General features: G+C 41.8%; 11 protein-coding genes and 1 tRNA gene. 4 read left to right on the forward strand and 8 right to left on the reverse strand.

Annotation, left to right across the window (positions count from 1 at the left end; translation table 11 throughout):
- Positions 1-78 precede the first annotated feature (78 nt).
- The 6 genes from ACN0T8_RS11725 to pncC all read right to left on the reverse strand — a co-directional run bounded on the left by ACN0T8_RS11725 (position 79) and on the right by pncC (position 5910).
- Positions 79-171 (reverse strand) — tRNA-Ser (locus ACN0T8_RS11725).
- A gap of 189 nt (positions 172-360) precedes the next feature.
- Positions 361-558, reverse strand: a complete 198-nt coding sequence (gene csrA, locus ACN0T8_RS11730; protein ID WP_417880804.1) for a carbon storage regulator CsrA — start codon at positions 556-558, stop codon at positions 361-363.
- 394 nt (positions 559-952) lie between these two features.
- Positions 953-3547 carry an alanine--tRNA ligase gene (alaS, locus tag ACN0T8_RS11735; RefSeq protein WP_417880805.1) on the reverse strand — a complete coding sequence of 865 codons (2595 nt, stop codon included), beginning with the start codon at positions 3545-3547 and terminating at the stop codon, positions 953-955.
- A gap of 124 nt (positions 3548-3671) precedes the next feature.
- Entirely contained in the window at positions 3672-4136 is a 465-nt protein-coding gene (recX, locus tag ACN0T8_RS11740) for a recombination regulator RecX (protein WP_417880806.1), read from the reverse strand.
- Positions 4137-4242: 106 nt separating this feature from the next.
- Positions 4243-5289 carry a recombinase RecA gene (recA, locus tag ACN0T8_RS11745; RefSeq protein WP_417880807.1) on the reverse strand — a complete coding sequence of 349 codons (1047 nt, stop codon included), beginning with the start codon at positions 5287-5289 and terminating at the stop codon, positions 4243-4245.
- A gap of 123 nt (positions 5290-5412) precedes the next feature.
- The gene (gene pncC / locus ACN0T8_RS11750) at positions 5413-5910 is read right to left on the reverse strand and encodes a nicotinamide-nucleotide amidase (RefSeq protein WP_417880808.1); all 498 of its coding nucleotides are present in this window, start codon (positions 5908-5910) and stop codon (positions 5413-5415) included.
- Positions 5911-6083: 173 nt separating this feature from the next.
- Here pncC and ACN0T8_RS11755 point away from each other — a divergent pair, with 173 nt between their 5' ends.
- From ACN0T8_RS11755 to mutS, 3 genes are all read left to right on the forward strand, one after another.
- Entirely contained in the window at positions 6084-7019 is a 936-nt protein-coding gene (locus ACN0T8_RS11755; protein ID WP_417880809.1) for a TAXI family TRAP transporter solute-binding subunit, read from the forward strand.
- 93 nt (positions 7020-7112) lie between these two features.
- Positions 7113-9002 carry a TRAP transporter permease gene (locus ACN0T8_RS11760; protein ID WP_417880810.1) on the forward strand — a complete coding sequence of 630 codons (1890 nt, stop codon included), beginning with the start codon at positions 7113-7115 and terminating at the stop codon, positions 9000-9002.
- Positions 9003-9463: 461 nt separating this feature from the next.
- Positions 9464-12025 carry a DNA mismatch repair protein MutS gene (gene mutS, locus ACN0T8_RS11765; protein ID WP_417880817.1) on the forward strand — a complete coding sequence of 854 codons (2562 nt, stop codon included), beginning with the start codon at positions 9464-9466 and terminating at the stop codon, positions 12023-12025.
- Positions 12026-12172: 147 nt separating this feature from the next.
- Here the strand turns inward: mutS and ACN0T8_RS11770 are convergent, their stop codons facing one another.
- Both ACN0T8_RS11770 and msrB read right to left on the reverse strand, forming a co-directional pair.
- Positions 12173-12454: a YeaC family protein gene (locus tag ACN0T8_RS11770; protein ID WP_089139052.1), complete on the reverse strand. Its 282-nt coding sequence runs from the start codon at positions 12452-12454 to the stop codon at positions 12173-12175.
- 87 nt (positions 12455-12541) lie between these two features.
- A complete protein-coding gene (gene msrB, locus ACN0T8_RS11775) occupies positions 12542-12925 on the reverse strand; it encodes a peptide-methionine (R)-S-oxide reductase MsrB (RefSeq protein WP_394607706.1) in 384 nt (127 codons plus the stop codon).
- A 378-nt stretch (positions 12926-13303) separates the two neighbouring features.
- Here msrB and ACN0T8_RS11780 point away from each other — a divergent pair.
- Positions 13304-13494 (forward strand): glyceraldehyde 3-phosphate dehydrogenase NAD-binding domain-containing protein (locus ACN0T8_RS11780; RefSeq protein ID WP_417880811.1); only part of this gene is annotated, 191 nt, incomplete at its 3' end.

A 13494-nucleotide genomic window follows, 5' to 3' on the forward strand; every position in this document is an offset into this window, starting at 1 on the left:
CGCAATGATTTGATCTCTAAAAGAGCATGTTGGGAAGATGTTTTAGTTGCTAAGCCAAAATTTTCATCAACGAACAAATGGCGGTGAGGGAGGGATTCGAACCCTCGATGCGGCTACAAACCGCATACTCCCTTAGCAGGGGAGCGCCTTCGGCCTCTCGGCCACCTCACCGTCTTGCGGAGGCACATATTACGTTTTACCCAAAATATGTCAAACACTTTCTTGGCAAAAAAACCGAAAAACTGTTCAATAGGATAGTATTCAATCAAATCCGATAAAATATGACCTATTTCTTGTTTTTTAACGATACTTATAAAAAACAAAGGTCAGCAATACTGACCTTATCGGATACAACGCAAATTAAAAATTACCAGATGGTGCAGAAGCCGTACCTTTTTCTGCTTGAATTCGCATATAAATCTCTTCACGGTGAACAGATACTTCTTTTGGTGCATTCACGCCAATACGTACCTGATTCCCCTTCACACCAAGAACGGTCACGGTGACTTCATCACCAATCATCAAAGTTTCACCAACCCGGCGAGTCAAAATTAGCATTGTCTACTCCTTGAGTAATCTCTATTTATTATTTCAATCATGCCATTATCCATGAAAAGTCATAGCTAGGTAAATAAACTTCATGAGAAAACATGTTTTTTAAGTAATTTGATGTCAATGGTTGTCAAATGCCTCACTCTAGCAAGTTAAGAATACGTAAACCTATATTGACGATCATTCCATTTACACAATCAATTAAAATTAATGGCTTAGCGACCATTAAATCGCAATTTTATGATCCCACCGAAATTTTAATTCAGTATATATCTAAGTGTAACCTATTTAAGCTACCGTAGTTATGTTTCTGTGTTGTTATAAAACAATAAAAAGGCGACGTATTATCGTCGCCTTACATTTATGTCCAAGTCACTAGGGTATATAACTTGTTTATAGATTAAAGCTTTTCAGTGATCCAAGCTTCAGCAGCGCTCATCGCACCAGGCAGTGCAGCGGCATCTGTACCGCCCGCTTGTGCCATATCAGGACGGCCACCACCTTTACCACCAACTTGTTGAGCAACAAAGTTAACTAATTCACCCGCTTTAACTTGGCCAGTTAAATCTTTCGTCACACCAGCAATTAAACCAACTTTATCATCAGTTACATTACCTAATAAGATAATACCACTGCCAATTTGGTTTTTAAGCTCATCAACCATACCACGTAGTGCTTTGTTATCAGCATCATCTAGTTGGCTGATCAATACCTTAATGCCTGCAATTTCCTTGACTTGATTAATTAAGCTTGCGCCCGCTTGTGAAGCTAACTTGTCTTTAAGTTGTTGAATTTCTTTTTCTAACTGCTTCGCTTTAGCTTGGTTTTCAGAAATTGTCTGCTCATATTGACTATTTTTTGCTTCAATCGCATCCAGTGCGGCTTCTCCAGTTACCGCTTCAATACGACGAATACCTGCAGCAATACCACTTTCCGATGTAATTTTGAATAAACCAATATCACCGGTATGTGAAGCATGAATGCCACCACAAAGTTCGGTTGAAAAGTCTCCCATTGATAATACGCGCACTTCATCATCGTACTTCTCACCAAACAAGGCCATTGCGCCTTTTTGTTTAGCAGACTCAATATCCATGATATTGGTTTCAACAACATGGTTACGACGTACTTGTTGATTCACTAGACGCTCTACTTCACGCAATTCTGCCACAGTTACCGCTTCAAGGTGTGAGAAGTCAAAACGTAGGTTTTCTGATCGTACTAAAGAACCTTTTTGTGTCACGTGCTCGCCCAGCACTTTACGTAGTGCTGCATGTAACAAGTGAGTTGCTGAGTGGTTTAAAGTAATAGCACTGCGGCGCTCTGCATCAACTTGAGCAATAGCCTTATCCGATTTCGCCATCACACCTTCAAGTAATTTACCGTGATGCGCGATTGCATTCCCCAGTTTTTGAGTATCTTGAACTTCAAATAAACCTGAATCGGTTTTCAAGGTACCCGCATCACCACATTGGCCACCTGATTCTGCATAGAAAGGTGTCTCAGCCAAAATAATGATCGCTTCAGTACCTGCGCTGATACTATCAACCGCTTCACCTTCAACGAAAATCTCACTAATTGAGCTTTCGCCGGTTACGCCCGTATAACCACAGAAGTCTGTGTCTGCATCCGTTTTAATAGCTTTGTTGTAATCGGTACCAAATTGCCCCGCTTCACGCGCACGTTGACGCTGAGCTTCCATCGCTTTTTCAAAACCATCTTCATCAATTGATACATTACGTTCACGTGCGACATCATTCGTTAAATCTGCTGGAAAGCCGTAAGTATCGTAAAGTTTAAATACCGTTTCACCATCAAGCACTTTCTCACCTTGTTGTGAGTCCATTGCGTCAATCGCTTCATTTAAGATTGTCATACCACGGTCAAGAGTACGGGCAAAATTTTCTTCTTCGATACGCAATACTTTTTCAACCACAGGCTGCTGTTTTTTCAGCTCATCACCCGCGGTTCCCATGACTTCTGCCAATTGGCCCACTAGTTTGTAGAAGAAGGTACCTTGAGCGCCAAGCTTGTTACCGTGACGTACTGCACGACGAATAATACGGCGAAGTACATAACCACGACCTTCATTTGACGGCATTATGCCGTCAACGATCAAGAATGAACATGAACGAATATGATCCGCCACTACACGCAGTGATTGATTATCTAAATCTTCAGTACCGATCACTTCCGCTGCTGCTTTAATCAGCGTTTGGAATACGTCGATTTCATAGTTTGAGTGCACACCTTGCATAATGGCAGAGATACGTTCAATACCCATGCCAGTATCAACAGACGGCTTAGGAAGGGGTTCCATTGTACCGTCAGCATGGCGGTTAAATTGCATGAATACGTTATTCCAAATCTCGATAAAACGGTCACCGTCTTCTTCAGGTGTCCCCGGACGTCCCCCCCAAATATGTTCACCGTGATCATAGAAAATTTCGGTACAAGGACCACAAGGACCCGTGTCACCCATTTGCCAGAAATTATCTGACTCGTAAGCTTTACCGCCCTTCTTATCACCAATTCGTACGATTCGCTCCGCTGGAATACCAATGTCTTTATTCCAAATATCAAACGCTTCATCATCGGTTTCATAAACAGTAACCAATAATTTTTCTTTCGGAAGTTGCAATACTTCGGTTAAGAATTCCCACGCATAAGCAATCGCATCATGCTTGAAATAGTCACCAAAACTGAAGTTACCTAGCATTTCAAAAAAAGTGTGGTGACGCGCGGTGAAACCAACATTTTCTAAATCATTATGCTTACCACCAGCACGTACACAGCGTTGGGCGGTAGTCGCACGAGTATAGTTGCGTTTTTCAGCACCTAGAAAACAATCTTTAAATTGGTTCATCCCTGCATTGGTAAATAGCAAGGTTGGATCATTAGCAGGAACTAATGAAGAACTATCAACAATTTGGTGTCCTTTGCTTTCAAAGAACGATAGGAACGCGCGGCGTACCTCATCTGTGCTCATGTACATGCAATTCTTCCGGAAATATTCGAGGTATAATTGTCGGCTATTGTAATGGATGACGAGTCGTTAGTAAAACAAGTTACTGTAGGAGCTTATTGATTATTTGAGAGTATTACGTCGGTTTAAGCGATTAATCTTCATCCTCAAAACTCGATAAAGCATATTGTATTTGGTCAAAATCAAAGCCACGATATTGCAAAAAACGGATCTGTTTCGCGTAAGCTTTTTGGTCAATGGCTTTTTTTCCTTTAAACTTTTTTTGCGCGGTTTCTTTTGCTAATTCAAACCAATCTTGCGGCTCTTCATCAAACGCTTGTTCAATAATATGATCGGCAACTTGCTTCATTGATAACTCTTGTTGAATTCGACGCTTACCATGACCTTTGTAAACATGCTGTCTTACTTGGCTTTTTGCATAACGCAGGTCATCCATCCAACCATTAGAGATACAATACTCTAGTGCTTGATTAATTTCTTGATCTTCAAATTCTTTTACAGTTAGCTTTTGCTTTAATTCAAACTCTCCATGATCTCGTCGGCTAAGCAATTGCACGGCGACTTCTCGGGCAGAAAGTTTCATCTTTTTTCGGTACATGGAAACCATCTAAATTAAAAACTAGGGTCTTTGTAGCAAAGGTATATAGCAAAAAGCCCTACGCAATTCGCAGGGCTCAATTTATATCTATGGTTAAATCGGTAAATTAAAACTCATCACCAGATTCAACTTCAGCAGCTTCTACTACTTCATCTTCAGCCACAACTGGTGCTAGTAGCATTTCACGAAGCTTAGTATCGATTTCTTGTGCAATCTCTGGATGTTCACGTAAGTAGTTACAAGAGTTTGCTTTACCTTGGCCAATTTTATCGCCTTGGTAGCTGTACCATGCGCCAGCTTTCTCAACCAGTTTGTTCTTCACACCTAGGTCGATTAGCTCACCTTCACGGTTAAAGCCTTTACCATAAAGAATTTGTGTTTCAGCTTGTTTAAACGGTGCCGCAATCTTGTTCTTAACCACTTTAATACGCGTTTCGTTACCGACTACTTCGTCACCATCTTTGATAGCACCTGTACGGCGAATATCAAGACGAACAGATGCGTAGAATTTCAGCGCGTTACCACCCGTTGTGGTTTCTGGTGAACCAAACATCACACCAATCTTCATACGGATTTGGTTGATGAATATACACATACAGTTAGATTGTTTTAGGTTACCAGTCAATTTACGCATTGCTTGAGAAAGCATACGCGCTTGAAGGCCCATGTGGCTATCGCCCATTTCTCCTTCAATTTCCGCTTTCGGTGTTAAAGCAGCAACCGAATCGACAACTAACACATCAATTGCACCAGAACGAGCTAACGCATCACAAATTTCAAGTGCTTGCTCGCCTGTATCAGGCTGAGAAACGAGTAACTCATCAATATTTACGCCTAATTTTTTCGCGTAAATTGGATCTAACGCGTGCTCCGCATCAACGAATGCACAGGTTTTTCCTGAACGTTGCGCTGCCGCAATTAATTCTAATGTTAATGTTGTTTTACCTGAACTTTCAGGACCGTATACTTCTACGATACGTCCCATGGGTAAACCACCCGCACCCAATGCGATATCCAAAGCAAGAGAACCTGTAGAAATAGTTTCTACGTCCATCGTGCGGTTGTCACCCAATTTCATAATTGAGCCTTTACCAAATTGTTTTTCGATTTGGCCAAGTGCCGCCGCTAGAGCTTTTTGTTTGTTCTCGTCCATTCTAATTCCACCTATCAGATGCGTTAAATTTGTTCTTGTAAAGATGGGTTCATTATACTGTTTGTTTGTACAGTGTCCACACCTGGGTATAATTTTTTTACTTTTAAATTTTTTTCAGCCAATTTATTCCGTTTTGTCTAACATATCTTCTAAGTGTTCTAATGCATGCCAGCAAGCTTGTAACCTCACTTCTTCACGGTTACCACTAAAATACATAGTTTCGATGTCGAGATCACCTTGTGAATTTGCCCACCCAAAGCAAACTGTACCAACTGGCTTTTCATCGCTACCACCAGAAGGTCCAGCTATACCACTGACGGATATTGCAAATGACCCTATTGAATATTGCAAAGCGCCAAGTACCATCTCTTTTACTGTTTGTTCGCTAACTGCGCCATGCTCGAGCAAAGTCGTCTCAGCAACACCCAACATTTCCATTTTAGCTTCATTACTGTAAGTGACAAATGCACGGTCAAACCAAGCTGAACTGCCTGACGCATCGGTGATTGCCGCCGCAATTCCACCACCGGTGCATGATTCAGCGGTCACTAATACTTGCGATTGTTGCTTTAGTTTAATGCCAACTCGTTTACTAAGAATATGTAATTCCGATAAATTCATGCTCTGCTCTCTTCTATTTGTCATTCATTTTTGTGACGTTACTTAACTTTTCGTTGTAATTCATTGTTAGAAATCACACCTAGATAATTTAACAACTCTTTCACAATAAATTTCACTCTATACTCAATCCGTTGTTATCTAGATTTACCTTATAACGAGAAAGGGAAGTGACCATGTTAAAGAAATTTGCTAAACAGACCTTAGTCGCCGTATCACTTGCGGTTTCAATCCCCGTTTTTGCAGCTAGCTATACGATAGGAACCGGTAGCCAGAGCGGTACATATTACCCACTTGGCGGCATTTTAGCCAAAATCTGGAGTGAGAATATTGATGATTTTGATATGCGCGCCGAAGTGACCGCTGCATCAGTTGAAAACACAATCAAGGTTGCAACAGGTAAACAACTAATTGGTATTGCGCAAGGTAACGTGGTTCTGCAAGCTAATGAGGGAGTAAAACCATTCCCTAGAAAGATGGATGTATCGGTTCTATTTGCACTTTATCCAAACGCGGTTCAGTTTATGGTACCAGCTAACTCTGATATCCACTCCATTGCCGACCTAAAAGGGAAGCGTATTTCTCTAGGCGCACCAGGTTCAGGTACGCGTGTTAGTGCGGTCAATATTTTAAGTACTCTAGGCATTAATGAAAGTGACGTAAAACCTCAATCACTTAACTACACTGCGACAACCAATGCGCTCGCTAATGGCCAAATTGATGCAGGCGTGATCGTAGGCAGTTTAGGTGTTGGTGCGATTACCGAATTAGCCCTGACTCGCGATATTCGTATTTTGTCTTTTAGCGAAGATGACATGAAAAAGATCGTTGCTGCCAATCCATCTTACCAACCATTAGAAGCACCGGCTGAAACTTATAAAAACGTACCAGCATTTACCACACCCGCGGTATGGAATGTCCTAGTCGTCAATAAGAAGATGCCAAAAGAGCAAGCCTATGAAATGACTAAAGTAGCATTTGATAACATGAAGAAAATTCGCCAAGTGGTTGGAGTAACCAAGTTCACGACGCTTGAGAATATGAACAAACTATCAGGCATTGCGCTACACCCTGGTGCACAACAATACCTTGATGAACAAATGAAGAAATAACTTTCTTTATCCATTAAAGCGGCAATATGACTGTTGCCGCTTTCCCCTTAAACGTTTCAATAATGAATCTGGTTTTTTCATACGGAGTTTGAAATGACACAATCCAAACCGCTTAGTCAAACCGTCACTGATGGTTTTGTCTATTTTGCTGCGGCGGTCGCTGTTGGCTTATCTGTTTTTCAAGTATGGCAAGGTCTACAACCCACTTTATCCGCCCCTATTTTTCGACCTATCCATTTAGCTTGGATCTTAACTTTAGCTTTCTTACTCTACCCATTACTCAAACCAGAAAATAAGCCAATTGGGCTTTATTTATGCTCACGCCTGATTGATATTGTATTGATTGTGGCAACTTGCTGGGCCACTTATCAAATCAGTATTTTTGATTACGATGACATCGGTTTTTTATTGGATGGCTTACAGCCTATCGACCAACTTGCGGGCGTGATTTTAATCGTCGCACTATTAGAAGCGACTCGCCGCACCGTAGGCTTTGTCATGGTGTTTATTGCAGGGTTATTTTTAGCCTACGCTTTCTTTGGCTATGCCCTACCAGCTGGTGTTGCCAGTAAAGGTTTCTCACTTGAAGAAGTGATCCGTTTTCATATTTTCTCTACCAACGGTGTATTCGGTGCTCCACTCGCGATTGCCGCCGGGGTAGTGTTTATGTTTGTGTTATTTGGCGCATTTTTACAAGTAACTGGCGCTGGGCAATTTTTCATTGATGCCGCGTTTGCGATTGCAGGTAAATACCGTGGCGGTCCAGCCAAGGCAAGTGTTTTAGCTTCTGCTGCGCTAGGATCAATTTCTGGTTCAGCCATTGCCAACACTGTGACAACCGGCGCTTTAACCATTCCTATGATGAAAAAGCTCGGCTACAAACCAGAACAAGCGGCAGGCATAGAAGCCGCGGCGTCAACCGGAGGGCAAATAATGCCACCAGTAATGGGGGCCGGCGCTTTTGTGATGGCACAATTTACTGGCATTCCTTACAGCGACATTTTACTAGTGTCGATTGCTCCTGCGATTCTCTACTTTGCAAGCACCTTACTCTATGTGCATTTAATGGCTTGCAAACTTGGCCTACAAGGCATGAGCGTAACAGATAAAATCGGGGTGGTAATGAAAAATGGCTGGCATTTCTTAGTGCCATTGGTCTTCATTACGACCTTGTTATTGATGAGCTACTCGCCTGTATTGGTTGGTATTGCAGGATGTGCTGCGATTTTAGTGGCAGCGATGTTAAGAAAACATAGTCGTATTACTTTCTCTGTATTTTTACAAGGACTAAAAGAAGGCGCGATCTCGGCAGTACCGATTTCAATTGCCTGTGCCACTGCGGGTATTGTTGTTGGCGTAGTTGGTCAAACGGGAATAGGCTTGCAATTTACTCAATTCTTAATTGCATTATCTGGCGGCTACTTGTGGTCTGCACTAGGTTTAATTGCAATTGCTGCAGTGATCTTAGGTATGGGGCTTCCAGTCACCGCTGCCTATATCGTGTTGTCTGTGATGGCGGTACCGGCGCTCAATGATTTTGGTTTAGGGTTATTAACCGCACACATGATTGTGTTCTGGCTATCTCAAACCTCTAATGTCACTCCTCCTATTGCGTTAGCTGCTTTTGCGGGAGCAGGGATTGCAGGAGCTTCACCAATGAAGTCTGCCATTCAAGCATTTAAACTGGCACAAGGCTTCTTCATTATTCCAGCCATGATGGCTTTCTCCGGCTTAATTTGGCTTGATGGTGAACTGACTCACTTCTTTATTGGCGTGCTCACTACATTAGGTCTTATCTTTGCCTTTGCAGGTGGAATCGAGGGGCGCCTAGTTAAACCACTAAATGTAGTCGAGCGTGGTTTACTACTAATTCTTGCTCTAGGGATCTTATTTACGGGCGATATTTATCGCTTAATTTGTTTTGCTATTGTCGCGGTGATTATTCTACTTAATGCTAAACGAACAGAACCCGCATTAACTTAAATGAACGATTAAATCGACAATATTGAATTTAATCCCGTATTAAAAATGGCCCACTTCAATATGAACTGGGCCATTTTCATTGCTTTCTACTGGTATGAAAAATATCATGTCGGGCTATATACCCAAGTGACTTCAAGATGCAGAATTCAGAGCTATCATCCAGACCTTTAGGCAAGGAAGATTGGCGAAGGAATGTAAGCACCTGTCAAACCAATCTGACGCAGCCTATCTCTTATAAAAAGAAGAGGTTTGGATGAAGCTCCCGAAGGGCAAGTTAAAACAAGCTTTATGCTGCGTTAAATTGAACAGAGATAGAATAACTATGATCATGTTCAATTTGCCTTGCCTAAAGCTTGTTTTATTCTTGCTGAAACTCGCATCTTGAAGTTACTTGGGTATATTAATATTTTTCAACACAACCTCGGGTGGTAAGCGTGGCCAAATCAGAAACTCATACTCCAATGATGCAGCAGTACTTGCGTTTAAAAGCAGAAAATCCAGATATTTTACTGTTTTACCGTATGGGCGATTTCTATGAATTATTCTACGATGATGCCAAACGCGCTTCGCAGTTATTGGATATTTCATTAACTAAGCGTGGTGCTTCTGCTGGCGAACCGATTCCAATGGCTGGTGTTCCTTTTCACGCTGTCGAAGGCTACCTAGCCAAATTAGTTCAGCTTGGTGAATCAGTGGCCATTTGTGAACAAGTTGGCGACCCTGCCACCAGCAAGGGCCCAGTTGAGCGTAAGGTAGTCCGTATAGTCACCCCGGGAACGGTGACCGATGAAGCACTACTACCTGAGCGTATTGATAACCTAGTTGCCGCCATTTACCAGCAAGATGAGAAATTTGGTTATGCCACGTTAGATATGACCTCTGGCCGCTTTCAATTGTGCGAACCCGAAACCCTAGAAGCGATGCAAGCAGAACTGCAACGAACCTCGCCAAAAGAGTTGTTATATCCAGAAGATTTACAAGCGATGTCTTTGCTTGAAAAATCAAAAGGTCAACGTCGCCGCCCGATTTGGGAATTTGAACTCAATACCGCTAAGCAACAGCTTAATATGCAATTTGGCACCAAAGACCTAGTTGGTTTTGGCGTTGAAAATGCCAAGCTTGGTTTATGCGCTGCCGGATGTCTCATTCAGTATGTAAAAGATACTCAGCGCACTGCTTTACCACATATTCGTTCTTTAACGTTTGATCGCCAAGATGATTCAGTGATCTTAGATGCAGCTACTCGCCGTAACTTAGAAATCACCCACAATTTAGCCGGCGGCACCGATAATACGCTAGCGGAAGTACTCGATAAAACCGCCACGCCAATGGGTAGTCGCATGTTCAAACGTTGGTTGCATCAGCCAATGCGTAACAACGACATGCTGAATCAACGCCTTGATGCTATTAGTGAAATTAAAGACAATGCTTACTTTGCTGAACTGCACCCTAGTCTAAAAAGCATTGGCGATATTGAACGTATTTTAGCACGTTTAGCGCTACGTTCGGCTCGTCCACGTGATTTAGCTCGCTTACGTAATGCCATGCAACAATTGCCTGAATTAAGCAGTATTACGCAAAGCTTCCAGCACCATCACCTACAAAAACTGGCGAAAGCTTGCTTACCGATGGACGATATTTGTTCACTGCTTGAACGTGCTATCAAAGACAATCCACCAGTCGTGATCCGTGATGGCGGTGTATTGGCGGAAGGTTATCATGCAGAATTAGATGAACTACGTAACTTAGCCGATGGTGCAACGGAATACCTCGACAAGATGGAAGCTGAAGAACGCGAACGTCACGGTATCGATAGCTTAAAAGTTGGCTATAACAATGTGCATGGTTTCTTCATTCAAGTGAGTCGTGGGCAAAGCCACTTAGTACCGCCTCATTATGTTCGTCGCCAGACTTTAAAGAATGCTGAACGTTACATTATACCTGAATTGAAAGAGCATGAAGATAAAGTGCTTAATTCAAAATCAAAGGCACTAGCATTAGAGAAACGTTTATGGGAAGAACTCTTTGATTTATTAATGCCGCATTTAGAGCGTTTGCAAGAACTGTCAGACTCTTTATCTCAATTAGACGTATTACAAAATCTCGCAGAACGTGCTGATTCACTCAACTACTGCCGTCCAACATTAAGCAATAACGCTGAACTACATATTGATGCTGGTCGCCATCCGGTGGTTGAACAAGTATTGGATGTGCCATTTATTGCCAACCCAGTAGATCTAAATGAAAAGCGCCAAATGCTGATCATTACCGGTCCCAATATGGGGGGTAAATCGACTTATATGCGTCAAACTGCATTGATTGCTTTATTGGCACATATTGGTAGCTATGTGCCAGCGGAAGCGGCGACCATAGGCTTGATTGATCGTATATTTACTCGAATTGGTGCACAAGATGATCTGGCATCTGGTCGTTCAACCTTCATGGTAGAAATGACCGAAACTGCCAATATCTTACATAACGCAACTAAAAACAGCTTAGTACTGATGGATGAAATTGGTCGCGGGACGAGTACTTATGATGGTCTGTCATTAGCGTGGGCCAGTGCCGATTGGCTAGCCACAAAAATTAATGCCATGACGTTATTTGCCACGCATTACTTTGAATTAACCGAACTGCCGAACCAAATCGCTCATCTTGCAAATGTACATTTAGATGCCATTGAACATGGTGATAGCATTGCCTTTATGCACGCCGTTCAAGAAGGTGCCGCAAGTAAATCTTATGGGCTTGCGGTAGCCAGTTTAGCTGGTGTGCCAAAATCAGTGATTAAACAAGCTAAAGCGAAACTACAACAATTAGAATCACTTGGTCACCAAAAAGCAGAACAAAGCAATTCAACTCAATCTACTGCCAATATGCACAATCAAACCGTTGAGCAGCAGTTAAGTTTAATTCCTGAAATCAGCGAAGTGGAACAAGCATTAACTTTAATTAATCCCGATGATATGAGCCCAAGGGAAGCATTGGATGCCTTATACCGTCTTAAAAGCTTAATGTCCTAGAAACGAGTAAAAAACGGGATCTCGTAGCTCGGACAAGAAAACGCTTTATCGAGATACGAGCCACGAACATGCTCCTTCTAGGAACTAGGAACTAGGAACTAGGAACTAGGAACTAGGAACTAGGAACTAGGAACTAGGAACTAGGAACTAATTATCCACCTTCACTCGTAAAATATCAGCTTCCGTTTCTATAAATTGCTTTTTAAGTTCTGATTTTGATTTAAACGTCACTTCACCGCCAGCCGCCACCGACATATGTTGAGCATCATGATTATGCTTTGACTGATACAACATCACCGCTTGCATACATGAATCACGCTGTTCTTTGGTTATGGGTGTACCATCTAACCAACGCCCGGTCTCTATCGCATAATTTAAACGCTCGAACACTTCGGGTGTCATCGCATTAAGCAGTTGTTCAACATTCATATTCTTATTCCTTTCGAATTAAAGCGACAACATATCAGTGCCTTCGCTTAACTAATGAGCTTCACACAAGTAATGTAAACGTTCGCTCTAACGGTTAAATATCAACGATACCGAATTAACACAAAAACGTTGCCCCGTGGTTTCTTGAGGCCCATCTAAAAACACATGTCCTAAGTGACTATCACATTGAGCACAACGAATTTCAGTACGAATCATTCCGTGGCTGTGATCATCTAAATATTTAATTGCGGTTTTTGAAATCGGTTTGTCAAAACTTGGCCAACCACAACCAGAATCAAATTTATCATCTGAGGCAAATAAATCCGCCTGGCAGCAAGTACATTGGTAAGTGCCTGTTTCTTTATTATGAAGTAAAGTACCTGAATATGGCGCTTCCGTCCCCCCAAGACGACATACTCTATATTGTTCTTCTGTTAGAGAAGTTTTCCATTCTTTATCCGTCTTTTTCACAAGGTCCTCATTATTATCCACTACAAAGTCAATCATCATTAAAGCAAAATTATTACACTACTTTATCATTGATTGTTTTGAACAAAAACTTGCCAATTACCTATAATGTGGCACATACTTTCCCACAGTTTAAAATAGTGACTTGAATCACGGGAAACTATGGTTCATAGTCTCAATGTTTCCAAATTGGTGGCAATGGAATCAGAAACATACAGACTGGGCATGAATTAATCGATTTAGCTAAATTCAGAAAGAAAGTAACTCTTTTTTTTGACTTTGAACAAGTAAACACCGATTATGCCTTGCAGGATGTAACTGGCTTCTGTAATTTTACTACCAGTTATCTTTAATCTGAAATTAAGTTGTGGAGCAACTACAATGACTATCAAAGTAGGTATTAACGGTTTTGGCCGTATTGGACGTTTCGTTTTCCGTGCTTCTGTTGAGCGTGACAACATCGAAGTTGTTGGCATCAACGATCTTATCGATGTTGAGTACATGGCATACATGCTTAAGTACGATTCAACTCACGGTCGTTTCAACGGTACTGTTGAAGTAAAAGACGGTAA

The organism is Vibrio sp. (assembly GCF_048266485.1).
Taxonomy (GTDB): Bacteria; Pseudomonadota; Gammaproteobacteria; order Enterobacterales; family Vibrionaceae; genus Vibrio.